This window comes from Loigolactobacillus jiayinensis (assembly GCF_003946445.1).
GTDB lineage: Bacteria > Bacillota > Bacilli > Lactobacillales > Lactobacillaceae > Loigolactobacillus > Loigolactobacillus jiayinensis.
The window spans coordinates 42,469-68,336 of sequence record NZ_RHOF01000003.1 but is presented as its reverse complement, the minus strand read 5'-3'; the positions used below and the strand labels follow the sequence as shown (position 1 = coordinate 68,336).

The following is a 25,868-nucleotide window of genomic DNA, read 5'->3' as shown; positions in this document are numbered from 1 at the left end:
AATATGCAAATGGGGTTTAGATGGTTTGGATCAGCAGATGATCCAATTAAATTGCAACAAATTAAACAAATTCCAGGAGTTAAACAGGTTGTTGGAGCACTCTTTGATGTACCTGTTGGTGAAGTCTGGCCTAAAGCAAAGATTGCAACATTAAAAAAAGGAATTAACGCTGCTGGTTTGCAAATGGACGTTATTGAGTCAGTTAATATTCATGATGATATCAAAATTGGTAAACCAACACGGGATAAATATATTGAAAATTATAAAACAACAATTCGCAATTTGGCAGAGTATGGTGTGAAAGTTATTTGTTATAATTTTATGCCTGTCTTTGATTGGTTACGGACAGATTTACATTATCAATTAGCTGATCAATCTAACGTAATGGCATTTGAAGCTGAAAAATTGACCAGTGATCCACAAGAAATGATTGATCAAATTAAAAATAATTCAAAAGGTTTTATCTTGCCTGGCTGGGAGCCTGAACGTTTGGCCGAAATTAAGCATTTATTTGATGCTTATAAAGATGTTGATGAAAAAAAGCTAACTGATAATTTGAAATATTTCTTGGATGCAATTATTCCAGTTTGCGAGGAATGTGATGTACGTATGGCAATGCATCCAGATGATCCACCACGTCCATTATTCGGGTTACCGCGGATTTATAAAAATCGTGATGATATGGTAAAAATTGAAGAGCTTCATGAATCAAAATATAATAGTTTTACAATTTGTACTGGTAGTTTAGGTGAAAATCCAGATAATGATGTACCTGCCATTATTCGAGAATTTGTACGGAAAGATCGGGCACCATTTATCCATGCTCGCAATATTAAGTATACAAGTAGAGGTAACTTTCACGAGGCAGCTCATTTATCTAGCGAAGGCTCGTTAGACATGTACGATGTGATGAAAGCTATGCACGATAGTGGGTTTGATGGCTATGTGCGCCCTGACCATGGTCGCAATATCTGGGGTGAAGATGGTCGCCCTGGTTATGGCTTGTATGATCGTGCATTAGGTGCAACTTATTTAAATGGTCTATGGGAAGCACTTGAAAAGTCAGATAAATAATAAATACAAAGGGGATTTTAATTATGTTAGCAGCACGTGTTTATGGAACAAAGGATTTACGCTTAGTTGATGTACCAAAACCTCAAATTGAAGCGCCGGATGATGTCATTGTTAAAGTGAAAGTTGTTGGTATCTGCGGTAGTGATAATCATATTTATCTTGGTGAAAATCCATTTGCTAAGTTACCACGGGTAATGGGACATGAATTTGTTGGTGAAATTACTGAAACTGGCAAGAATGTTTCTGAGGTGCAAAGTGGGGACCATGTTGTTGTTGAGCCAATTATTTCTTGTGGTAAGTGTTATGCATGTCGTCAAGGGATGCCCAATGCTTGTGCACATCTAAAAGTATTAGGTGTCCATGTTGATGGTGGGATGCAAGAATATGTTAAGGTGCCGTTCAAACAAATTCATAAAATTAACAGTAAAATTCCATGGACTACAGCTGTATTGTCAGAACCGTATACAATTGCTGGTAATTCAACAATGCGGGCAGAGGTTGGTTTAGGTAAAACAGTACTGATTCAAGGTGCAGGTACAATTGGTCAGTTGGCTTTGCGTGTTGCTAAGGCCAAAGGCGCAACAGTTATGATTACAGATGTTGAAGAATCTAAATTAGAGTTTGCCCGTAAAAATGGGGCAGATCAGACAGTGAACGTTGGCAAAGAAGACTTGAAGCAACGCGTTAATGACTGGACTAATGGTGAAATGGCAAATGTAGTTATTGATGCAGTCGGAGCTGTTAAGACGTTTGAAAGCTGTTTAGATTTAGCTTCAGTTGCTGGTAGAATTGTGCCATTGGGCTTTTCAGAAGATACAGTTCAAATTACACAAAAACCAATTATGCAAAAGCAATTAACTATTTGTGGTTCACGTCACCAGGCATTCCAATTTGAACCAATCATCAAGGCAATTGAACAAGGTCAATTGAATGATAATGGTATTGTTAATCAGCATTTCAACATTAAGGACGTTCAGAAGGCTTTTAATTTAATGAATGAGCATCCAGAACAGGCTCGCAAGATTGTCTTGACATTTGATTGATTTTTGAACACAGAACAACCGTTTTTAAGGAAAGCCGTGAAATTGATGAAAAGTACAGAGGATTATCATATTGAGACAAAGGAATTAGTTAAAGTTGTTGCCAGTGGTTGGATGGGTACTGCTATGGAATTTATGGATTTTCAGCTTTATTCGTTAGCTGCAGCAATTGTTTTTAGCGATATCTTTTTCCCAGAAGCATCTCCGGCAATGGCACTAGTAATGGCGATGGGTACTTATGGTGCGGGCTATGTTGCACGTTTGTTGGGTGCCTATGTATTTGGTCGAATTGGTGACAATGTTGGGCGTAGAACGGTACTCTTTATGACAATTATGCTAATGGGATTAGCGTCTACTGCGATTGGCTTTTTACCAACCTATCAACAAGTAGGTATTTGGGCACCATTGAGTTTGGTTCTTTTACGAATTGTTCAAGGCTTTGGTGCTGGTGCAGAAATTAGTGGTGCTGGGGTTATGGTTGCTGAATTTGCTAAAAAAAAGTAATAGGGGATTAGTTGGTAGCTTTGTCTGTTTAGGTACGGCAACAGGAACATTGTTGGCTAATTTAATTTGGACGGTTATTTTGATGAACTTAAGTAAAAAGAACCTATATGCTTGGGGATGGCGAATTCCGTTCTTTGCTTCATTCTTGATTATGATTGTAGCTATTTTAATCCGAATTTTCATTAAGGAAACACCTGTAATGGAAGAAAAGAAAAGATTGTTGGCTGAGGAACGTGCTAATGGTACCGAGCCAGTTAAAAAGGCAACTCCTACTAAAAAAATAAATAAGAGTTTCTTAGTAGCATTAGGTTTACGTTTTGGTCAAGCAGGTAACAGTGGTATTTTGCAAACTTATATGGCAGGATTCCTAGTAACTTTTCTAAGTATTCAAAAAACGGTTACAACTAATGCTAATATTATTGCCTCCTTAGTTTCGTTTATAACTATTCCGATTGTTGGGTATCTAGGTGATAAGATTGGCCGTCGTAAAATGTATCTTATTCTTTCAGCGGCTATGGCAATTTATGCCATTCCGATGTTACTGATGATTCAGACTAAGAATACGGTTCTATTGACAATTGCTATGGTTATTGGACTTAACGTTGGTGTTCAAGGTATGTTTGCTCTTGAAAATGTTATGTTGGCCGAGTTATTTGGATCAGCCAATCGGATGACTTTGATGGCTTTAGCAAAGGAATGTGCCGGTGTTGTTGCAACAGGTTTTGGTCCGTTGATTGCAGCTAGTTTAGTCTCTGCAGCAACAGGTAGCTGGTGGCCGATTGCTATTATGATAATTGTTTTTTCGTTAATTGATTTTGTAAGCGCTTATTCATCGACTGATCCAACAGGCCGGGATTTAAATGATTTAGAAGATGCTATGGCTGAAACAGAAGTAGTAGATAATACTAATACTTCTGAACCTTCAAAAGATGATACGAAAAATTTGCATACGCTGAAACCGAAAAATCTTTAATTTTTTTAACATACTATAATAATAATTTAGATATATCCTGAGCAAACTAGAAATAATACTCTGTTTTTTGAAAGCTACGTCCTAGTAATTACTTAAGGAAAGTTGGGAAATGATGAATAAAACACAAGATTATCATGTGGATACCAAAGAATTAATCAAAGTTACCGCTAGTGGTTGGATGGGTACCGCTATGGAATTTATGGACTTTCAACTCTATTCATTAGCAGCAGCAATTGTTTTTAGTGATATCTTTTTTCCGGAAGCATCTCCAGCAATGGCATTAGTAATGGCAATGGGAACTTATGGTGCAGGCTATGTTGCTAGATTAGTGGGTGCCTATGTATTTGGCCGACTTGGTGATAAAGTTGGTCGAAGAACAGTATTATTCGTTACTATTATGCTCATGGGATTGGCATCGACAGCAATCGGCTTTTTACCAACCTATCAGCAAGTTGGTATTTGGGCACCACTTGGTCTAGTTTTATTACGTATTTTGCAAGGGTTTGGTGCTGGTGCCGAGATTAGTGGTGCAGGAGTGATGGTTGCCGAGTTTGCTAAACGCAGTAATCGAGGATTAATTGGAAGTTTCGTCTGCTTAGGGACTTCTACAGGGACTCTCTTAGCTAATCTTGTATGGACGATAATATTGACTAATTTAGATGAAAAGAGTCTGTATGCTTGGGGATGGCGGATCCCATTCTTTGCCTCATTTATTATTATGATAATTGCTGTCTTAATTCGACTTTTTATTAAAGAAAGCCCAGTTATGGCAGAGAAGAAAAAACTTCTTGAAGAAGAGCGCGATAATGAATTAACAGTTGCTACTAAAGTACCAGCTAAGTCTAGAAAAGGTGGTAAAAGTCTATTAGTAGCATTAGGACTACGTTTTGGGCAAGCTGGTAATAGCGGTATTTTACAAACCTATATGGCTGGATTTATGGTCACGTTCTTAAGTGTGCAAAAGACAGTTACAACAGATGCAAATATTATCGCCTCGTTAGTTTCATTCATAACAATCCCGTTAGTTGGATATTTAGGTGATAAAATTGGGCGTCGTAAAATGTACATGATCTTATCTGGTGCAATGGTAATCTATGCAATTCCTATGTTATTAATGATTCAGACTAAAAATACAGTTTTATTGACTATTGCCATGGTTATTGGACTGAACGTAGGTGTACAAGGCTTATTCGCCTTGGAAAATGTTATGTTGGCCGAATTATTTGGGTCAAAAAATCGTATGACTTTAATGGCATTGGCAAAAGAAATTGCGGGTGTCATTGCAACTGGTTTTGGTCCATTAATTGCAGCTAGTTTGGTTTCTGCAGCAACTGGTAGTTGGTGGCCAATTGCAATTATGATTATTGCCTTTTCTGTATTCACCTTTATAAGCGCATATCTTTCAACTGATCCGACAGGTCGTGATTTGAATGATTTAGATGATGCAATGTAGAAAATTACTAAGAATAAGAAAAGGACATTGACTTCAGCTTTTGAAGTCAATGTCCTTTTTGCTTACCGATCAATCGTCGGCAAGTGTTGATAGGATTCTTTGTATTTCTTGTAGAAGTAGTTCTTGTTGGAAAAACCAACTTCAGTAATGATCCGCGAAATAGGAATTTTGGTCGAGGTAATTAGCAAATGGGCACGACTTAAGCGCTGCTTGTTCAGTAGTTCAGTGAAAGTGTTGCCGGTTTTAGCCTTGATCAAGTTGCTAAGATAATTTTTGTTGTAGCTTAATTTTTTGGCCACGGAGTCCAAAGTCACGGTGTCGTAGTGATGATCGATTTCATTTAGGACTTGGAAAATCACCGGTTCAGAGTATTGATCCATGCCGGCGTCGATCAACGTATTTTTATAATCACGAGTTAAGGTCAAAAATAGAATTGGTAAATAACTACTAATGATCTCATCCGAATATTCGCGGGGGAAAAAGTATTCGTTCATGATCGTTTCAATGACCGTGGAAACACCTGTTTTACCAGTATTGCGGAAAATCAAAGATTTAAGGTGATTAAAATCGCCAGTGGAGATATTGAGTAAAAAGCTGAAAAGCGCACTTTGCGAATTCTTTAACTTATTTAGTAGATCAATATGAATGTCTTTAGTACGGAATAAAATATTGATTAGGATATCATTTTCGCCCAGATAATCGATTGAATGTTTAGAGCCAACATCCAATAAGACGACATCACCGGTTTGTAAGGTTGTCGGCACGCCATCAATTGTTTGCTGACACGAGCCAGAATACACGTAATTTAATTCTAAAAATTGATGCGAGTGTAATGGATAAGGGGCAAAACGGTTATGTTTGCTAATGAAGATCTCCTTATTGGCGAAAAAATAATTATCGGTTAATCGCAGCGTATTACGCGTTTCGTCCAATGATGTTTCTGGGATGTCCATAGTAAACTGATGTGAATTTTTCTGTGCCTGCTCGACAGCAGTTTCACGATAAAGTAGTTCGTTTAAATTTGAATTCACAGCTGACCGCGCCTCCTAAAATTGTTCAAAAATATTGTAATCACTGTAAATCTGTTACGTTTTATTGCTCAAAATTATAAATAGACAAAAAAATTAGTATATAAATAGCGTTTAACCAATTTGTTAGCGCTTTATGGTTATCTTTATTTATGATACAACTAATTCTGTATTTTTACCACTAAACTCAGATCTAATATCAATTGTTTTTAGTAAAATGTGCGCGTGAAACCTAATGGAATGGGTATTCAATAAACTTATTGTAGCAGTAAAAAAAGCTTGCTTTTAATTTCACAATCAGCTGTTGACAAATGCGAATTATGCGCTTATTATGAAAACGTTAACAGATAAAGGGGCATACATGGATGGCAACGATTAAAACAATTGCTAAGATAGCGGGAGTTTCACATACAACTGTTTCCCGTGCGTTGAATGGCAATCCGGCGGTCAAAGAAAAGACCCGCCAGAAAATTCAAAAAATTGCTACAGAATTAGGCTACTCGCCTAATTTAAGTGCTCGTGGATTGGTGAATAATAAAACATATACGATTGGTTTGTTCTTCTCCAGTATCCAAACGGGGACATCCACTAGTTTTTTAACCGAAGTGATCACACGCTTACATAATGCTTTGGATAAAGAATATATGCTATCGGTTAACGGCATCGACGATCTCAGTAATTATAATATTGCTGTTAAATCGCGGTTAGATGGGGTTGTTGTGGTTAGTCAATCGCAAAATGATGATGAATTTATCGATTTTGTTAAGAAAAACGGGTTACCGCTAGTTGTGTTAAATCGACTATTGCAGCGTCACGATGTGGCTAATGTCGGTTTTGACGATTACGCTGGCACCTATCAAGCAATGGAATACGCTGTTCGCTTAGGCCATAAGACTTTTGGCATGATCGAAGGAATTGACAGTTTTGAATCGTCATCGATCCGGCGAAAGGCCTTCCTCGATTGCGTCAACAAGCACCACTTAAACATCTTGTCTGATGCGGTTGTGCCGGGTACTTATGATGCCAGCAGTGGCTATCGGGCAATGAAGCAGATTTTACTTTTACCTGAGTTTCCAACTTTAATTTTCTGTGCTAACGATGATATGGCAATTGGCGCTTTAAAAGCTTGTCATGAGCTAAATGTCCGCGTACCAGAGGACATTTCCTTAATTGGTTTTGATGATTCCGTCTATGCTGCATTTATTAATCCAGCATTAACGACGATTCGTAAACCAATTGATAAGCTAAGCGAACTTGGGTTACAGATGTTTGATCAAGTTATGAATAATCCAGAATATCAGTTAGAAACAAAGCTAGTCTCACCAGAATTAATTATTCGCGATTCGGTTAAAAATTTGAATGCCACAGACTAAATTAAGTGGTGTTTTATTTTTAATTAAAAATGTTAACGTGTGCATTAAAAATAATATAAGGAGTGTTATTTATGAGTGAAGCAACATTAGAACGCTTAAACGCTAATTTTCGTAAACAGGCTAAATATCCAACTAAGGTCATTCAATTTGGCGAAGGCAACTTTTTAAGAGCTTTTGTCGATTGGCAGATTCAGCAAATGAACAATCAAGGACTCTTCAACGGTGGTGTTAAGGTGGTTCAGCCGATCGATAAGGGCATGACTAAAATGCTGGACGAACAAGATGACTTATACACCGTTTTACTAGAAGGTAAATTAGCTGGCAAAAAGGTCCAAAGTCATGAAGTCGTTGAATCAATCAACGGAACGGTGCGGCCTTACGAAGATTTTCAAAGCTATTTGGACTTAGCCAAGGATGATAATATTCAGTTTATTTTCTCTAATACAACTGAAGCCGGCATCAGTTACGATGCAAACGATAAACTAACTGATCAACCGCAAAATTCTTATCCTGGTAAGTTAACTGCTTTGCTATATGAACGCTTCAAATTAGGCAAGAAAGGGTTCCAAATTATTCCTTGCGAATTGATCAATCATAATGGTAATACCTTGAAAAAAATTATCTTGCAGTACGCCGCTGATTGGAATTTAGGTCAAGGCTTCATCGACTGGATCAACCAAGAAAATGATTTCTATGCGACTTTAGTTGATCGTATCGTGCCTGGTTATCCCCGTGATCGCGCCGCTGATTTGGAACAAGAATGGGGCTACCGCGATTCATTGATGGTTAAAGCTGAACCGTTTTTGATCTTTGTCATTGAAGGTGACCAGAAGTTAAAGCAATTATTACCATTAAAGGATGCCGGCATCAATGTGGTCGTTACTGACGATATGCAACCCTACCGCAATCGGAAAGTTTCCTTGTTGAATGGACCGCATACAACGATGTCACCAATTGCTCGGTTGGCCGGTATCGATACCGTTGGCAAAGTAATGAACGATAAAGATTTCTACAAATTCGTTAATGATGAAATGTATCAAGAAATTATTCCAACGGTTCAATTGCCACAAGCAGAATTAGAAACCTATGCGGAAGGGGTTAAGGAACGTTTCGAAAACCCATTCGTCAATCATGAATTGGCTTCAATTGCGTTAAACAGTATTTCTAAATTCCAAGCACGGCTATTACCAACATTTAAGCGCTATGTTGCGAAGAACAATAAGTTGCCGCAACGGATCACATTGGCGCTGGCTGCTTATCTGAAAATTTATGCGGGTAAGGCTGACTTTGAACCTAGCGATACGCCAGAAATCTTAGCTGCTTTTGATAAAATTAAAGGTGCTACTGATTATGTTCAGTTAGCGTTACAAAATGACGCTTTCTGGGGTGAAGATTTGACTAAATACGCTGGACTGGAAGCGCAGGTCAATCGTGATTTGACGGTTCTGGATCAAGCTGGTGCACGGCAAGCGGTCCAAAATATTAACGCTGGAGGCGAAGTTTAATGAACCAATTCATTATTTTAAATCCTAGTGACACTGTTGCTGTTGCGTTGCAAGATATTCCAGCAGGCACTGAATTAAAAACACCACAAGGCACCGTAACAACACGCGAGGAAGTTAAGCGTGGGCATAAAATTGCGCTGAAGTCTTTTGCCGTTGGTGACAACGTGGTTAAATATGGCTTTCCGATTGGCCATGCAACAACGGCAGTTGCAGCAGGCGCGTGGATGCACACGCAAAACTTGAAAACAAATTTAGACGGTGAGCTAACGTACACTTATCAGCCACAAAAGTTGCCTAACGTCTACGCTGATAAAAAAGACAGTCGCACGTTTATGGGTTATAAGCGGCCAAATGGCAAGGTGGGTATTCGTAATGATTTGTACATCATCCCAACAGTTGGCTGTATCAATCCGTTGTTGGATATCGTTGTCCAACAGTTTAAAGCGTTGCATCCTGATAATGGCTCATTTGACAATGTAATTTTGCTGAAACATCCCTATGGCTGCTCACAGCTTGGTGATGATTTTGAGCAAACTCGTAAGATCTTAGTTGATGCCGCCTTACAGCCGAATGCTGGTGGTGTGCTGATATTTGGCCTTGGTTGTGAAAATAATCAAATGGATGGCATGGAAAAAGCTATCGAGGCGCAAGGCGGTATTGATCCGCAGCGAATGAAGTTTTTGATTTCACAAGAGGTCGATGATGAACTTGGCTTAGCACTAGACTATTTGGAAGAATTAAACGATGCTGCCGCTGATGATGTGCGGACACCACAGCCATTAAGTGAACTAAAAATTGGCTTGAAATGCGGTGGCTCCGACGGCTTATCCGGCGTAACGGCTAATCCATTGTTAGGCCAATTATCCGATTTTGTGACGGCACAGGGCGGCTCAACCGTTTTGAGCGAAGTGCCAGAAATGTTTGGCGCAGAAACGATTTTGATGTCACGGGCTAAAGACGAAGCAACGTTTGAAAAAATCGTTAAGTTGATCAATGGTTTTAAGGCGTATTTTGAATCCTTCCATCAACCAATTTACGAAAATCCTTCACCGGGCAACAAAGAAGGTGGCATTTCGACTTTGGAAGATAAATCGTTAGGTTGTACGCAAAAATCAGGCCATTCACCGGTTAATGATGTGTTGCAATATGGTGAAAAGATTCGCCAATCCGGCTTAACTTTATTACAATCACCAGGCAATGATTTGGTGTCTTCTTCTGCGGAAGCTTCAGCAGATTGCCAAATGGTCTTGTTTACTACCGGCCGTGGGACGCCATTTGCTACCTATGTACCTACTGTTAAAGTCGCATCTAATTCTTATATTGCGAACAAAAAGCCACGCTGGATCGACTTTGATGCTGGCCAATTGTTGGAGAAATCAATGGCTGATTTAGCTGACGAATTCATTCAATATATTATCGATGTCGCTAGCGGTGAAAAAACTAATAACGAAAAGTATGGCATTCACGGTTTAGCTATTTTCAAAACTGGGGTTACTGAATAATTACACAAGCGTTTTATGCTGGTATGTGTGATAAATTAACTGCTGATCCAAGCGGTTAATTTTATGTCACAACTAGCTCAATAATTAACAAATATAAAAGGGGACTTAAACATGTTTTTGGACAAGGATTTCTTATTGACCACCGATACGGCAAAACGACTTTATCATCAACACGCAGAAGGTATGCCAATCATTGACTATCACTGTCACTTGAATCCAGTAGAAATTTACGAAAATAAAAACTTTGAAAATTTAACTGAAGCTTGGCTGGTATCTGGGACTTATGGTGATCATTATAAGTGGCGTCTAGAACGAGCAAATGGCGTTCCTGAAAAGCTGATCACTGGCGATGGCGATCCTTACGACAAATTCAAAGCTTGGGCCTACACCATTGAACATTCTATTGGCAATCCTCTGTATGAATGGACTCATTTGGAATTGAAACGTTTCTTCGGTATTGATACGCTTTTGTCCACTAAGACAGCACCAGAGATCTGGGAAAAAGCGAATGCCTTGTTGGCAACCGATGCTTTCAAACGGCGCAACTTGATCAAACGGTTCAATGTGCGTGTGGTTTGTACTACAGATGATCCTATCGATGATCTGAAATATCACAAGTTATTGCAATCCGAAAAAGCCTTCAAAACCTTACCAGCTTTTCGACCAGACAAAATTTTGAATATCACTAAGCCTGGCTATGGTGACTATGTGGCCAAACTAGCTGAAGTATCTGGTGTGGCCATTAACAGCTTCGCGGACGTGGTTGCAGCGTTACATCAACGCTTGGACTATTTTGCTTCCTTAGGCTGTAAATTAGCTGACCATGCTTTGGACATTGTGGTCTACGCTGACGCAACCGCTGCTGAATTGGACAAAGTTGTGGCCAAAGCACGGGCTGGGGAGAAATTATCTGACGAAGAGGTTGCGCAATACCGGACTGCTTTATTGAAGGCCTTCATGCGCGAATACCATCAACGTGATTGGACAATGCAATTCCATATCCATGCTTTCCGTGATTTAAATACAGCAATGTTCAACAAAGTTGGCCCTGACACTGGCTTTGATGCCATGAACGATCGGCCAATTGCGGAACCATTGACTAACTTATTCCAGTCGATGGAAGACGAAGATAACGTACCACGGACGATTTTGTATTCGTTGAACGCCAATGATTGGATGCCAATGGCAACAATGATGGGCTGCTACCAAAAAGACGTTAAACAAAAATTGCAATTAGGCTGTGGCTGGTGGTTTAACGATACCCGCGAGTTTATGCGCAAACAATTAACCGTTATGGCCCAAGAAAGCTGCCTACCAAACTTTGTTGGTATGCTGACTGATTCACGGAGCTTCTTATCTTGGACACGCCATGAATACTTCCGTCGTGTTTTGTGCGAATTACTTGGCGAATGGGTTCAACGTGGCCAATTACCAGATGACGACGCAACGCTCGGTAAAATGGTCGAGGATATTTCGTATAATAATGCCCACGACTGGTTCCACTTCTTTGAGAAAACTGAGTACTAATTGAGGATTAAATAAAAGCGCCGAGAAATAGGCAATAACACTCATTGTTAATCTTTGAGCAAAAAGCGTTATGGATAACTATTTAGATTAGGCTACTGAATGGCAGTAACATGATTATTTGGTAGCCTAATTTAAATACGCAAAATTAAGCTATTTTAGGCGGCTTTTATTTAATCATAATTGTGAATAATTTAACAGATTAATTGTTTGGGAGGCAATTTTATGCAACATACACAGCCAACAACACCACATATACCAATTAAGCCAACGGGTTCATCACAACGGCAACCAACGATTAGCCAAAAAATTTGTGATGATAATTTGAGCAAACAAATTCCGATGCGTCAAAAAATCGCTTATGGGTTCGGCGATTTTGGTAATGGCTTTATGTTTGATCTAGGTCAAGCGTACTTGACGAAGTTCTTCACCGATGCAGCTGGGATTGCTGCTGGTGCGGTCGCTGGTATTTTTGGGTTTACCAAAATATTTGATGCCTTTATGGATCCAATTGCGGGGACGTTTATTGATAATCGTAAACATATTGGTAGACGCGGTAAGTTTCGGCCAGTTATGTTAATCTCTGCAATTCTTTTAGGGGTTATGACGGTCGTCACTTTTACGATGCCTAATTTCTCAATGACTGGGCGAATTATTTGGGCTTACGGCACATATATGACTTGGGGACTGATCTATTCCTTCACCAATGATCCCTATGGTTCATTGGCCTCGGTTATGAGTCGTAACGTTGAGGATCGCAGCACCATGGCGACCACACGGCAGATTGGTTCTGTTGGTGCGCAATTTATTACCGGGATCGCCTTTATTCCAATCATGACCATGTTTTCCAATGAGCGGACAGGCTATTTTGTTGCCGCAGTGATCATGGCGATAATTGGTATTGTCAGTTTTATCATTTGTTATTTAGGTACCAAAGAAAATGTTAAAGTTCATCGTGATACGCATGCTAAAAAAGAAGGGTTCAAGGATTATCTTAAAGTGATTTTCACTAACGGTCCTTTATTCGCACTTATTTTAATGACTTTATTTACAATTTCAGCCATGAATACGAATAACCAAATGATGGTTTATTTCTGTCAATATAACTTGGGCAATATTGCCTTGCAGCCGTTAGTTAATGGCATTATGATGGGGACGTCGATCATTGGTGTTTTCATGATTCCGTTTTTAACCAAACACTTTGGTAAAAAGCGTACCGCAATGGCTGGGTTTATTGTTGGTGCGTCCGCTAACTTGATCAATTTTATTTTACCAACCAATTTGTGGACCTTCATTCTTTTTGTCACGATTGGTTACACCGGTTTAGCCATTCCAAATGGGATCACGTGGGCCTTTGTTTCTGACGTGATCGATTATGGTGAGTGGCATACTGGGATGCGTAAAGAAGCCATTACTTATGCAGCTTTTAATTTCTCACGTAAAATTGCCCAATCCTTGGCTGCCTTGGTTTCGGCTGGTGTATTAGCTGTTACTGGGTATGTGGCCAATAAACAGCAATCGCCCGATACTTTACGTGGCATTAAGGGTGCGATGACATTGTACCCAGGTGTTGCGCTGGTCTTAGCGATGATTATTGTTGGGTTATTGTACAAATTATCCGACACTCGTTATCGTAAAATTGCAACGGATCTAGACCATGGTAAATGGGAAAAAGGTCAGATTGGCGATAATGATGTTAAGTAATGATGAAAAAGAAAGGTAGATATTCTGATGGAACAACTTGAAAATGAGCAGTTCTTAGCTGTGATCGATGTTCATGGTGCTGAGATCAACCATATTTATAACAAACAAGACCACTTCGATTATATTTGGAACAACGATATTTGGCCGAAACATGCACCTGTTCTTTTTCCAGCAATTGGTCGTTCGAATGAAGATGCTTATCTATATCAAGGCAAAACTTATTCAATGCCGCAACATGGTTTTAGCAGTCAATATGATTTCACAGTTGTGTCTAAAACAGCGACTAAATTAGTTTTAACGTTAAGTGATAACCAGGAAACTTATGCATACTATCCTTTTCATTTTGCGTTGATTGTGACGTTCACCCTGACGACAACTGGTTTGCAGTTGAACTTTGTTGTACAAAATAAGGATGAAAAGGAACTCTCATTTTCGTTAGGGTCACACCCAGCTTTTAATTTACCAATTGCTGGTGAAGGCCAGTTTAGCGATTATCAAGTCACGCTTAGTCCAGCAGTTGCACAGATTAAGCAGTTTGAAATCGTTAAAACGCCGAATCCTTATCGATCAGGGAAAATTTTGCCATTAGCTGGTAGTAATAAAAACGTTATTTCGCTAACGCATAAGCTGTTTGATGCTGGCTTGATCGTTATTGAAAATAAGGGATTAACGGCAATTAAGGTCAGCTCACCAAAGAGCCAGCATGCAATTGAATTAAGTCTGAATGATTTTCGCTATGTGACGCTGTGGACTAAAGAAGGCGCTAATGCACCATTTCTGTGTGTTGAGCCATTTGCTGGACTACCAGATGTGGTTGGCACTAAGCGTGAATTATTGACTAAAGAAGCGAACACAGTCGTTGCCGCACAAGCAGCAAAGCAATTTACTTACGCGATGACGTTATCATAAACAAAGAGCAGAATAAGGACTGCAAAAACTTGCAGTTACTATTCTGTTTTTTGCGTTAATTTAAAAAGAAGGCCAATCTAAATGAAAACTTACGCCGGAGAACCGTTAAATATTTTGCACACGATTGGGTTAAAAACAATGTATCCAATCGTGCATTGTCAAATTGATTTTACGCAACCACTGGATAGCGACCGCTTAAAGTCCGCTGTCCAGCTAGTTGGCCAAGTCGTGCCGCAGATTTTTGGCCATTACGAATTGCGGCAAAATGCTTTTGTCGTGGCGCAAACTGATCCAGATAGTATTGTTAATAGTGTCGCTGCTACCGCACAGCCAGATGCGCTACCGTTAGACTTTATGCGCGATACGCAACTGAAGTTATATTTGCAGCCACAAGCTAGCGGACAGCGATTAATCATTATTATGAGTCATATTTTAAGTGATGGTGCGGGTTTCAAAGCATTGTTGTATCTGTTAGTTGATTGCTATAATCGAGGTGCGGTGGCAATTGCTGATCAACGGAATGATCAAAGTACGGCGCCGCTAAAACAGCTGATTGCGCAGCGTGGGCCTGCAGAAAAAGTTGGTGATGATCATCCGCGGCAGCCGCTATTTTTACCGCAATTAGCTGATCAAGCTAACGTCGAGTATCGGGTTGGCAGCACACGTTTTAGTGTAGCGGAAACAGCACGTTTAATCGCGTATGCAAAAAGCCAACAGGTCACATTGAATGATATGTTCATGGCCACCTTTGGTCAAATTATCCAACAATATAGTGGAGTACCTGATCTAACGTTAGCTTGTCCGACAGATATGCGCCAGTTCTTCCCACCAAGTCCAGCACTGCGCATCGCTAATTTCACGGCGCGTTACAACTTAGCTTTGCCTAACACCCGTGATCTGCCGTTATCCCAAGTGGTGCAAAAAGTTCATCAGCAGATGCAAACGTTGAAAGTCCGCCGCCAATTTTTGGATTCGGTGGCGGATCTATTAAAACGGGCGCAGACTGATTCGATAGTCGCTTTGCAGCAGGTCGCCGAGGCTAACTATCATGTGCGGCCAATCGCTTATACCAATTTTGGTGTGATTGATGCTAAACGGGTGAAATTCAGCGGTACTGCAATCACCAATTTTATTATGACTGGTTCGTTCCGTCGTGCGCCGATGTTTCAAGTTGCAGCAGGGACGTTCGCGGCACAACTGACTTTGGCCTTTAACATGATTGGCAGTCAACTAGAATATCAGTTTGGCACGATGATTTTACGACAAATGCGGCAGAATTTACTGGCACTCGGTGACAAAAATTAGGGCAACGTTCCGTGTTTCTAAGAATTTTGCTAAAAAACTAGCATTACTGCGTTATTTTGCTTAAGATAAGAATGAATATGAAAAGGCTAACATAGAGAGGATGTTTGAAGTGAAATTACTAACATTTGGTGAAATGATGCTGCGTTTGAAGCCACCAGTTAATAGTCGGATTTTACAAACTAATTCGTTTGAGGCAGCTTATGGCGGCGCCGAAGCCAACGTCGCTGTATCATTGGCATTGCAAGGTGATCAAGCGGCTTACTTAAGTAAATTACCAGCTAACTTGTTAGGCGATACTGCAGTTGGTACGTTACGCAAGTATGGCGTTGATGCAGGTGCTGTGTTACGTGGCGGCCCGCGGATCGGCATTTATTTCTTTGAAAAAGGGGCCAGTGTTCGTGGCACCAACGTGGTGTATGATCGTGCCGGCAGTTCTTTTGCGACTGCGACGGCGGATGAGTTTGATTGGGCCAAATTATTGCAGGGCGTCGACTACTTCTATTTCTCAGGGGTGACACCAGCAATCTCAGCTGAATTGCAACAAGCTGTTTTGAACGCGTGTGCATACTGTAAGGAAAATAACATTACCGTGGTTTGTGATATGAACTATCGGGGTAAAATGTGGACACCTGAGGCGGCGCAAGCCTTTGCGGCCAAAGTGATGCCGTTTGTTAATATTTGCTTGGCACATGATGAAGACTTTGAATCAACGCTGGGCATCAAAGCATTTGACGGTGATATGAGTAATGGTATCGCACAGAAAGATAGCTTTGAAGCGGCAATGAAGCAAGTCACAGAGCGCTATCCTAATTGTCACACTGTCGCGAGTGTGCTGCGTAACATTCATTCAGTTGAAGATAGTCAGTGGTCGGCCTTGATGTTACGTGACGGCAAGTTCTACGAAAGCCCAGTTTATCAGATGCACGTGTTTGAAGGCGTTGCGGCAGGGGATGCTTTTGGCGCAGGATTGATGCATGGGTTCCTGAATGACTACCAACCACAAGAACAGCTCAACTATGCGATTGCAGCTAGTGTATTAAAATTAACCATTAGCGGCGATCTTAATTTGGTCAACGAAGCAGAAATTTGCAACGTAATGACCAGCGGTAGTGGCTCAGCAATGAGTCGTTAAACGTGAACATAAGTCTTGTCAGCAATTATTTTGCCGTCAAGGCTTTTTTTATTACTAAAATTTTAAAAATGTAATATTCAGTATGCAATCTAAATCGATTTACCTAAATTATGGTAACTATCAAAAAAATACCTGAATATTTGTCAGTCGAATAAAAATTTGCGTAACTTTTTGATCATCTTTTCACGTTTTACTAAAAAATAAGTACCTTTTTCTTTGTCACATTATTTCAGCTGTAACAACTGGTTTCATTGCTTTTTCAATATAAAGCGATTACGCAATCTGTGAAATCGATACAAAATTCGGTAATAATGTATATTGCGTACAAGTACACAAATGCGTTTTAATGTACTCGTAAACGTTTACCGGTTCACGCAGAACCACAGGAATTTATGATCTTTATTTTTTATAATTATTTGTGTTTGGAGGAATCATTGTGCAAAAAGAAGGTACAATCTCAAGAGATGAATTGACAGGTACAATTGATCTATTAATTCACAATCTGGTTAACTTAAGCGATCCGACAGGTAAGTCGGCGGTTAAAGTTGCGGATGGTTCCATTATCGATAACAAGAGTTTTGACTTCTGGGAATGGACTTCTGGTATCGGTTTATATGGGATGATGAAGTATTACCAGATGACTCGTAAGCAGGAAGTTCTTGATCGTATCGTTAAGTGGTACGACGATCATTTGTTCCGCAAGACGCCAGTTGAGAAAAACATTAACACAATGGTCCAAATGTTAACGTTGGCATACTTGTATGAAGAGACTGGCAACAAAGCTTACTTGCCTTACCTACATTCATGGGCAGACTGGTTGTATTATGAATTACCACGGACTGAGCTGGGTGGTTTCCAGCATGTCACTTATGGTGATTTGAATCCTAATGAAATGTGGGACGACACGTTAATGATGAGTGTCTTGACCTTGACTAAATTAGGTAAAGTCTTTGGCAATCAGGATTACATTGAAACCGCTAAGGAACAATTCTTGTTACACATTCAATTTTTACAAGATCGTCACACTGGCCTTTGGTTCCACGGCTGGACTTTCAATGACAAAAATAACTTTGGTGCAGCCTTCTGGGGCCGCGGTAATTCTTGGGTGACTATTGTAATTCCTGAATTCTTAGATTTACTCGACTTACCAGAAAACGATGGCTTCCAGAAGTTCTTACTGACTAGCTTTAAGTATCAACTTGATGCCTTGAAGAAATACCAAGATGATAGTGGTCTTTGGCATACTTTGATTGATGATCCAAGTTCTTACGTTGAAGCTTCAGCAACTGCTGGTTTTGCTTATGGTGCGTTGAAAGCGGTACATGAACACTATGTTGGTGATGAATATCGTGAAATGGCCATGAAAGCTGTCAAAGCTTTATTAGCTAATATTGACGATAAAGGCGGATTAGCCCATGTTTCTGGTGGGACACCAATGGGTAAAGATAGAGATTTCTACAAGCATGTGCCGATTGATATTATGCCTTATGGTCAATCAATGGCAACGTTAGCTTTGATTGAATATTTGAAAGAATTTTATTAATCTGAAATACACGCTACAGGTGGTGCTGTAATGGCGCCGGTAACCTGACATTATAATATTTTTCGATTTTTGACTTGTACGTGTACGACTAAGATGAAATATAAGGAGAGTAGAACTTATGAAAGATTCAACAGATACACCAGCCCAAGCAGCTGCCGGTCTGAAAATGGTCAAAACCAATGCTCATCCCTTTGATTGGCGGGATAAGGTTGGTTATGCCTTTGGTGATTTAGGGAACTGTTTTATCCTAGGTTTGGTTAACAGTTTCTTAACAATTTATTATACGAATGCATTAGGTATCTCTGGTGCAACAGTTGGTATCTTGTTCTTAACGGCACGGTTTATTGATGCCTTTGCCGATGTTACTGTCGGTCGTCTCGCTGATATTACCCCATTAACCAAGAACGGTCGTTTTCGTCCTTGGATTCGTTGGGTGAAATATCCATTCTGTATGATCACAGTTATTTTGTTCTTACCATTCGTTAAAGATTGGTCAATGACTGGTCGGGTTATCTATGTCTTTATCACTTATTTAGTTTATGGGATCTTGAATTCATGTATCAACATTCCTTATGGTTCAATGGCATCCGCTATTAGTGATAACCCTGATCATCGTGCGTCATTATCAACTTCACGTTCAGTTGGTTCTGCCATTGGTGGTGCTACAACAGGTTTTGTTATTCCTTTGTTAGTATATCAAACGGCATCTAATGGCCAAAAGACCGTTTCTGCTTCACGTTTCTTCATGGTTTCAATTATGTGTGCGGTTATTGCCTTTGCCTGCTACTTAGTTATCTATAAGATGACGACTGAACGGGTTCAAGTTGAAAAGACTGAAAAAGTTTCTGTTGGTCATTTACTTAAAGGCTTGTTTACTAATAAAGCCTTAATGGCCTTGGTTTTCGCTGATTTCTTCTTAGTTATCAACCAAAACTTGTCTGGGACGTTAGCAACTTACTTGTTCACTGATTACTTCAAAAACAGTACGGCATTGTCCATTGCCTTGCTGTTCACTTACGGGACCGTTATTGTATTAGCCCCATTTGCCACTAAGTTGATTTCAGCTTTTGGTAAAAAAGAAGCCAGTATTGTCTGCTTGGCTTTTGGGACCGCAATGTACTTGATCATGTACTTCTTGCATTTAACTAATCCATGGGTTTACTTGGTTCTATTGTTCTTAGCAACAATTGGTTCAGGTATGTTTAACTTGATGGTTTGGGCATTTATCACCGATGTTATTGATTATCATCAATATTTAACTGGTTATCGTGAAGACGGTACCGTTTATGGTGTTAACTCATTTGCACGTAAAGTTGCCCAAGCCGTTGGTGGTTTCATTGGTGGTTTCATGTTAACTGCAATTGGTTATATTTCTTCAACTAGTGGTGGTGCAGTACAAACGCCACAAGTTGTTAATCGGATCTATGCTATTGGTAACTTGATTCCTGCAGCCTGTATGTTCTTAGGCATGTTGACCTTGATTTTCTTCTACCCATTGAGCAAAAAGAAGATCGACGCTGTTGATGCTTCATTAGCTGAACGTCGTGCTGAAGAATTAGAGAAAAATTAATTCAAGTTATTGATATCAGATAGATTGGAGTGAGATAAATGGCTAGTAGTCATGATGAAGTAGAATTAGATTGCGAAAAGTTTGCTTACGCGGTTGTTAATAGTTATTGTCCTGATGAAAAGGATGATTTAAAAGCATCCAAGGCGGTGTTGACTCGTTTCCTAACGGCTTATTATTTGGCTGATAAATTCAACCATATGGAAAAGCATCAGTTTGATGCAGCCGAAGCTAACGGCGACAGTTTGACAATGAAATTGTTGGCGGAAGGCTTGAACAATATTCGTTTGAGCTAATAGCAGATGACAAAAAGCGTGACTACTTAACGGTAGCCATGCTTTTTTGTTTAATGTTTAATTGTAGCAAGCCTGTTTATCGGTGAACAATAAAACTGTTTCATTATTTAACTTGACCTAACTATTTGTTAAAAATTCGAACTTGTTTATGAAAATGTTGAGTGGCCAGTCCAGGTTAAGATTGATGTAAATAAAGCGCATAATCATCTATTCTAATTAAGATATAACCATAAACAATTGATTTGGTTTCACTTAAATTAAGTACCTGTAAATCAAATACAGTTTTAAGAAACAAAACATATTGCGCATTAGTTAATGAATGCGGTTTAATATAACTGTAAACGTTTGCTGATAACCAAGAGAAATTAGTGCTGTCTTTTGTAACCGACTAATAAAAAATGATTAATGGAGCGATTAATGATGAATTTAGGACTACGCGCACATGATGTGCAAATATTCGATGATGTGCCTAATTTAGCTAAACAATTAAAACAACTCGGATTCAATTCTATTCAATTCGCACCACGAGTGTCGCTGCAAAAGACAACCCAGACTGGTGCCAACGTCAGTTTTGGCTTAGCCAATCAAGTTAAGTGGGATTTTGCCCAGCAGGGTGTCCAAATTGCGGTACTAGGTTGCTACGTCAATATTATTCACCCAGACGAGAAGCAACGTGCCCAAGCGCTGGCTCAGTTCAAGCGCTATCTAGCGCGCGTCACATCATTTGGTGGTGTGCTGGTTGGCACTGAAACCGGCAGCGTGGATCCTGATTTTAACTTAACACCAGCTAATTACAAGCCAGAGGTTGTCGCATTAGCAATCAAGCAAATTAAAGCAATGGCGGCTGAAGCTGAAAAATTAGGCGTGCTGGTCGGCATTGAACCAGGTGTCAATCATCCCTTGCATGACCTCACAACCACTAAGCAAATGCTTGACGAAGTGGCGTCACCCAATGTAAAAATCATTTTAGATGCTGGCAACTTAGCCACACCTGCAGCCACTGATATTGTGGCAACCATCAAGCAAGCCTTAGATTTGTTCGGTGATCAGATTTACGCCTATCACTTAAAGGATTTCGTGATGGAAAATGGTCGCCCTCAAGGGGTGCCAGTTGGTGAAGGAATTGCTGATTTACAAGGTGCGGTTAAATTAATTGATCAGGCCCAGCCGGGGGCATACGTTATTTTAGACGAAACGCCACAAGAACAATTTACGCGTTCAATTGAACGCTTTAAAGCAATGGCAGAATATAAATAATTTAATCATTTATAGAAATGGGGGCGTGTACATGGCAACTAATTATGTCGCGGTCGATATCGGCGCTTCTAGCGGACGATTAATGTTAGGCCAATTAAAGCAAGATAAACTGGTGTTACAGGAAATTCATCGGTTCACGAACGGTTTTGCCGAAAAAGATCAGCACGAATGCTGGGATATTGAACATTTAATGAAAGAAATTTTTACTGGCTTAGAAAAGGTTAAGCAAATGGGTATCGATGACGTCAAACTTGGCATTGATACTTGGGCCGTCGATTATGTGCTAGTTGGTATGGATGGTGAAAAAATTCATGACCCGATCAGTTACCGCGATAAACGCACAAGTACAGCGGTGGCGGAATTAACCAGTGCATTACCCAAAGACTACATTTATGAAAAAACTGGGATTCAATTCCTTGATTTTAATACCTTATACCAACTGTATAAGGAAGATAAAACGGCCTTAGCGAAAACCGATAAAATCATGATGATTCCTGATTATATTGGTTACGTGTTGACCGGCAATGCAGTTACTGAAGTGACCAACGCATCGACCACCCAAATGTTGAATTTGCGTGAAGGACTGTTTGACCAAGATTTGCTAAAAGAAGTCAATGTACACGCTGAACAGTTTCCGCGGTTGGTCGAAGCCGGTACGGTGTTAGGCAACATTCGTTATAAGTGGCATTTACAGTACGACATTCCCAACACGGAAGTGATTACTGTTGCCACCCACGATACGGCGTCAGCGGTGCTTGGCACACCAGGTGAAGGTAAAAACTGGGCCTTTCTTAGCTCAGGTACTTGGTCATTGTTAGGTGCAGAATTGAATACACCAGAAAATGGTCAGGCCGCATTTGCCGAGAATTATACCAATGAATGGGGCGCGTACGGGACCTACCGCTTCTTGAAAAACATCATGGGCTTGTGGATCTGTCAACGCGTTAAGCATGAATACAATGATCGCTATAGCTTCGCTGAATTAGCCGCTATGGCCGCTAAAGAAGTTCCCTTCCAGCAATTCATTGATGTTAATGACAAACGTTTTGAAAATCCAGCTAATATGATTACTGAGTTGCAAGATTATTGTCGTGAAACTGGTCAAGTGGTGCCGGAAACGGTGAGCCAAGTGATGATGGCAATTTATAGCAATTTGTCCTTGTTCTACGCTAATGAATTGCAAAAGCTTGGTCAAATTTTAGGGAAGCCAATCGATACGCTGAATATTGTTGGTGGCGGTTCTAATGTTGCCTTAATGAACCAAATGACTAGCACTTTGGCTAACGTTAACGTGTTAGCGGGCCCAAGTGAAGCTACGGCAGTTGGTAATATCTTAGTCCAAATGATCACCAATCATGACGTCAAAAACATTCAACATGGCCGCCAATTGATCAAGTCATCATTTAATATTAAAAAATTCACCGCAGAAGCTGATAAGTACCAAGCTGTTTTGGCTAATTATCAAGCCTTCTTACAAAAGCAGAATCGAGGAGTTGCCATTTGAAACGAATCGGCCAAATTATGTATTTGCACCACGACGCCTACGCCGAGTACCAAAAGCGCCACAACAACTTATTTCCAGAAATGCGTCAAGCATTAAAAGAAGCTGGCGCGCATAACTATTCGATTTTTCTAAATCGGGAAACTGGGCAGTTGTTCGCTTACTTAGAAGTCGATAACGTTGAGAAATATGACGCGATTGCTAAAACGGATGCCGCTAAAAAATGGTGGGCGTATATGGAACCGTTGATGGATACCAATCCAGATAAAAGCCCTGTTACAGTGGATCTGGATGAGGTTTTTCACTTAGATTGATAATGGCAACTGAACTAGTAGAAACGTGTTTTAGAAGGCAACTGCTTATAGGCACCAACCCAGCTAATTTATTGATTTAGGCTAGGAACACCTTTTAAAACACGCTTAAGGAGGAACACATAAATGGTAAATGTACAAAATGTTGAAAAAGCTTACGAAATCGCCAAACAGCGTTACGCTGATATTGGGGTTGATACAGAAAAGGTCATGGCACAATTGAAGGCCATTAAATTATCAGTTCATTGCTGGCAAGGCGACGATATTCATGGTTTCTTATTCCCCAACCAAGAATTAACTGGTGGGATTGGGGTCAGCGGTAACTATCCTGGGATTGCACGGACACCTGACGAATTAACTGGTGATTTACACGAAGCCTTATCACTGATTCCTGGCCAACATAAAGTGCAGATCCACGCAATTTATGCCGTCACTGATAAGAAAAAAGATTTAAATGAACTCGAACCAGAAGACTTCAAGTATTGGGTTGATTGGGCGAAACAAGAAGGCGTTGGGCTGGACATGAATGGTACATTCTTCTCCCATCCAATGGTTAAAAACAACTTCACGTTAGCTAGTCCTGATCCAGAAGTTCGTAGTTTTTGGATTGAACATGGCAAACGTAGCCGCTTGATTGCTAACTATTTAGGTAAAGAATTAGGTCAACAATCAGTTAACAACTTCTGGATTCCAGATGGCTTCAAAGACAATCCAATCGACAAAGAAACACCACGTTTACGCTTAGTTGATTCATTGGACCAAATTATCAAACAAGAATTACCAGAAGAAAACACAATTGAAGCTTTCGAAGGTAAATTATTCGGCACTGGGATTGAATCTTACACAGTTGGGTCACATTTGTTCTATAACAACTATGCGTTGACCCGCAATAAGTTATGGACGATCGACGCTGGACACTGGCATCCAACTGAAGATGTTTCCGACAAGTTCTCAGCCTTCTTACCATTTGGCAAAGGCTTGATGTTGCATGTTTCCCGTCCAGTTCGTTGGGATAGTGATCATGTTGTTATCTTTGACGAAGCATTAGTTCGCATCGCCCGTTCATTGGTTCGCGATAATGAATTAAGCAAGACGAACATTGGGCTTGATTTCTTCGATGCAACGATCAACCGGGTTGCTGCTTGGGTTATTGGCGCACGGGCAACTCAAAAAGCCTTGTTGCAAGCAATGTTGGCACCAATCGATCAATTGCGTAAGGCTGAATTCAATTTTGATTTCACCACACGTTTAGCAGAAACAGAAGAATTGAAATCTTATCCATTTGGCGCTGTTTGGGACAAGTTCTGCTTGGACAACAATGTACCAGTTGGTAACGACTGGTTGAACAACATTCATGATTATGAAAAGAATGTTCAATTCAAGCGTGAAGGCTAAAAATAGCGACAATGATTGAAATGGTGGTCGTCATGGTTAACGTGACACCATCTAACCAAATATGAGCACACAAGAATGATTTTATTTTAAATTTAGGTATAAGCAAAGAAGAGGAGTCGACAAAGAATGGCAAATTTTAATGATTCAGTTTATGTAGAAAAAATGTGTGAATTAACTAACCGGTTGTATGGACATGGCTGGGACGAACGTAATGGTGGTAACGTCAGTCTGCGGATCGATGCTGAAGATTTGGCTCAATTTGATGATGTTAAACAAGTTATTCGTAACATTCCAATCGAATTTGATGCGACAGCATTAGCTGGTGATTACTTCTTAGTTACTGGTACTGGCCGTTACTTCAAGAACGTTATCAAGTACCCAGAACGTGATGCTGGTTTAGTTCGCATTGCTAAAGACGGCCGTAGCGTTGATCTATATTGGGGCTTCAATGATGGTGGCCAACCAACTAGTGAATTCCCATCTCATTTGATGACACATATTGAACGCCTAAAGCAAGACGATAACCAACGTGTTGTTATGCATTGTCATCCAACTAACTTAATTGGCTTATCCTTTACCCAACCATTGGATGAAAAGGGCTTAAGCAAGCTGTTATGGAAGATGCAAGCAGAGTCCTTAGTTGTCTTCCCTGAAGGCTTAGGCGTAATTCCTTACATGACACCTGGTACCAACGATATCGGTGCTGCAACTGCTGCTAAAATGGCTGAATTCCGTGTTGTTATGTGGCCACATCATGGTATCTTTGCTTGTGGCGACTCAATGGATGAAACGTTTGGTTTGATTGAAACTGTTGAAAAGGCAGCTATGATCTACACAACGATCCAAGCCCAAGGCGGTAAGATTTTGCAAAGCATCACTGATGATGATTTACGCGATTTAGCTAATTCATTTGGCGTTGTGCCAAATCCACGTTTCTTAGCTTTAGATAAAGTAAACGCATAACACGATTAG

The 25,868-nt window shown here is 40.1% G+C and carries 22 protein-coding genes; 21 read left to right on the top strand and 1 reads right to left on the bottom strand.

What is annotated here, in order from left to right:
* Positions 1 to 3: 3 nt before the first annotated feature.
* From uxuA to EKM80_RS01765, 5 genes are all read left to right on the top strand, one after another.
* Positions 4 to 1,074 (top strand): mannonate dehydratase, encoded by a 1,071-nt coding sequence (gene uxuA, locus EKM80_RS01780; protein WP_125551405.1) that lies wholly within the window; start codon positions 4 to 6, stop codon positions 1,072 to 1,074.
* 23 nt (positions 1,075 to 1,097) lie between these two features.
* Entirely contained in the window at positions 1,098 to 2,117 is a 1,020-nt protein-coding gene (locus EKM80_RS01775) for a zinc-binding alcohol dehydrogenase family protein (protein ID WP_125551404.1), read from the top strand.
* A 45-nt stretch (positions 2,118 to 2,162) separates the two neighbouring features.
* The gene (locus tag EKM80_RS15100; RefSeq protein ID WP_263853726.1) at positions 2,163 to 2,618 is read left to right on the top strand and encodes an MFS transporter; all 456 of its coding nucleotides are present in this window, start codon (positions 2,163 to 2,165) and stop codon (positions 2,616 to 2,618) included.
* Positions 2,563 to 3,591: an MFS transporter gene (locus EKM80_RS01770; RefSeq protein ID WP_263853725.1), complete on the top strand. Its 1,029-nt coding sequence runs from the start codon at positions 2,563 to 2,565 to the stop codon at positions 3,589 to 3,591. The genes EKM80_RS15100 and EKM80_RS01770 overlap by 56 nt, the downstream gene beginning before the upstream one ends.
* Before the next feature lie 109 nt (positions 3,592 to 3,700).
* Positions 3,701 to 5,044 carry an MFS transporter gene (locus tag EKM80_RS01765; protein ID WP_225418780.1) on the top strand — a complete coding sequence of 448 codons (1,344 nt, stop codon included), beginning with the start codon at positions 3,701 to 3,703 and terminating at the stop codon, positions 5,042 to 5,044.
* 62 nt (positions 5,045 to 5,106) lie between these two features.
* Here EKM80_RS01765 and EKM80_RS01760 read toward each other — a convergent pair whose 3' ends face one another.
* Positions 5,107 to 6,075, bottom strand: a complete 969-nt coding sequence (locus EKM80_RS01760; protein WP_125551403.1) for a helix-turn-helix domain-containing protein — start codon at positions 6,073 to 6,075, stop codon at positions 5,107 to 5,109.
* 362 nt (positions 6,076 to 6,437) lie between these two features.
* On the opposite strand from EKM80_RS01760, the gene EKM80_RS01755 reads away from it, so the two are divergent.
* The 16 genes from EKM80_RS01755 (at position 6,438) to rhaD (ending at position 25,859) form a co-directional block, all read left to right on the top strand.
* The gene (locus EKM80_RS01755; protein WP_125551402.1) at positions 6,438 to 7,445 is read left to right on the top strand and encodes a LacI family DNA-binding transcriptional regulator; all 1,008 of its coding nucleotides are present in this window, start codon (positions 6,438 to 6,440) and stop codon (positions 7,443 to 7,445) included.
* A 71-nt stretch (positions 7,446 to 7,516) separates the two neighbouring features.
* Complete coding sequence (locus EKM80_RS01750; RefSeq protein WP_125551401.1) at positions 7,517 to 8,950, top strand: tagaturonate reductase; 1,434 nt, start codon at positions 7,517 to 7,519, stop codon at positions 8,948 to 8,950.
* Positions 8,950 to 10,452, top strand: a complete 1,503-nt coding sequence (locus tag EKM80_RS01745; protein WP_125551400.1) for a UxaA family hydrolase — start codon at positions 8,950 to 8,952, stop codon at positions 10,450 to 10,452. Before EKM80_RS01750 ends, EKM80_RS01745 begins: the two co-directional genes overlap by 1 nt.
* Before the next feature lie 111 nt (positions 10,453 to 10,563).
* A complete protein-coding gene (uxaC, locus tag EKM80_RS01740; RefSeq protein WP_125551399.1) occupies positions 10,564 to 11,979 on the top strand; it encodes a glucuronate isomerase in 1,416 nt (471 codons plus the stop codon).
* 339 nt (positions 11,980 to 12,318) lie between these two features.
* Positions 12,319 to 13,680 (top strand): glycoside-pentoside-hexuronide (GPH):cation symporter, encoded by a 1,362-nt coding sequence (locus tag EKM80_RS01735; protein WP_225418784.1) that lies wholly within the window; start codon positions 12,319 to 12,321, stop codon positions 13,678 to 13,680.
* A 27-nt stretch (positions 13,681 to 13,707) separates the two neighbouring features.
* Positions 13,708 to 14,589 carry an aldose 1-epimerase family protein gene (locus tag EKM80_RS01730; protein WP_125551397.1) on the top strand — a complete coding sequence of 294 codons (882 nt, stop codon included), beginning with the start codon at positions 13,708 to 13,710 and terminating at the stop codon, positions 14,587 to 14,589.
* Positions 14,590 to 14,670: 81 nt separating this feature from the next.
* Entirely contained in the window at positions 14,671 to 15,894 is a 1,224-nt protein-coding gene (locus tag EKM80_RS01725; protein ID WP_125551396.1) for a hypothetical protein, read from the top strand.
* Positions 15,895 to 16,003: 109 nt separating this feature from the next.
* A complete protein-coding gene (locus tag EKM80_RS01720) occupies positions 16,004 to 17,026 on the top strand; it encodes a sugar kinase (protein ID WP_225418779.1) in 1,023 nt (340 codons plus the stop codon).
* Positions 17,027 to 17,462: 436 nt separating this feature from the next.
* On the top strand, positions 17,463 to 18,569 hold the full coding sequence (gene bglB / locus EKM80_RS01715; protein WP_225418778.1) for a beta-galactosidase BglB: 1,107 nt from the start codon (positions 17,463 to 17,465) through the stop codon (positions 18,567 to 18,569).
* A 118-nt stretch (positions 18,570 to 18,687) separates the two neighbouring features.
* On the top strand, positions 18,688 to 20,139 hold the full coding sequence (locus EKM80_RS01710) for an MFS transporter (protein ID WP_125551394.1): 1,452 nt from the start codon (positions 18,688 to 18,690) through the stop codon (positions 20,137 to 20,139).
* Between the two features lie 38 nt (positions 20,140 to 20,177).
* Positions 20,178 to 20,432: a hypothetical protein gene (locus tag EKM80_RS01705; protein ID WP_191985919.1), complete on the top strand. Its 255-nt coding sequence runs from the start codon at positions 20,178 to 20,180 to the stop codon at positions 20,430 to 20,432.
* A 417-nt stretch (positions 20,433 to 20,849) separates the two neighbouring features.
* Positions 20,850 to 21,689 (top strand): sugar phosphate isomerase/epimerase family protein, encoded by an 840-nt coding sequence (locus tag EKM80_RS01700; RefSeq protein ID WP_164509479.1) that lies wholly within the window; start codon positions 20,850 to 20,852, stop codon positions 21,687 to 21,689.
* A gap of 31 nt (positions 21,690 to 21,720) precedes the next feature.
* Complete coding sequence (gene rhaB / locus EKM80_RS01695; RefSeq protein ID WP_125551392.1) at positions 21,721 to 23,193, top strand: rhamnulokinase; 1,473 nt, start codon at positions 21,721 to 21,723, stop codon at positions 23,191 to 23,193.
* Positions 23,190 to 23,504, top strand: a complete 315-nt coding sequence (gene rhaM / locus EKM80_RS01690; protein ID WP_164509478.1) for an L-rhamnose mutarotase — start codon at positions 23,190 to 23,192, stop codon at positions 23,502 to 23,504. Before rhaB ends, rhaM begins: the two co-directional genes overlap by 4 nt.
* A gap of 123 nt (positions 23,505 to 23,627) precedes the next feature.
* Complete coding sequence (locus tag EKM80_RS01685) at positions 23,628 to 24,896, top strand: L-rhamnose isomerase (protein WP_125551391.1); 1,269 nt, start codon at positions 23,628 to 23,630, stop codon at positions 24,894 to 24,896.
* A 126-nt stretch (positions 24,897 to 25,022) separates the two neighbouring features.
* Positions 25,023 to 25,859 carry a rhamnulose-1-phosphate aldolase gene (gene rhaD / locus EKM80_RS01680; RefSeq protein ID WP_125551390.1) on the top strand — a complete coding sequence of 279 codons (837 nt, stop codon included), beginning with the start codon at positions 25,023 to 25,025 and terminating at the stop codon, positions 25,857 to 25,859.
* Positions 25,860 to 25,868: the final 9 nt, after the last annotated feature.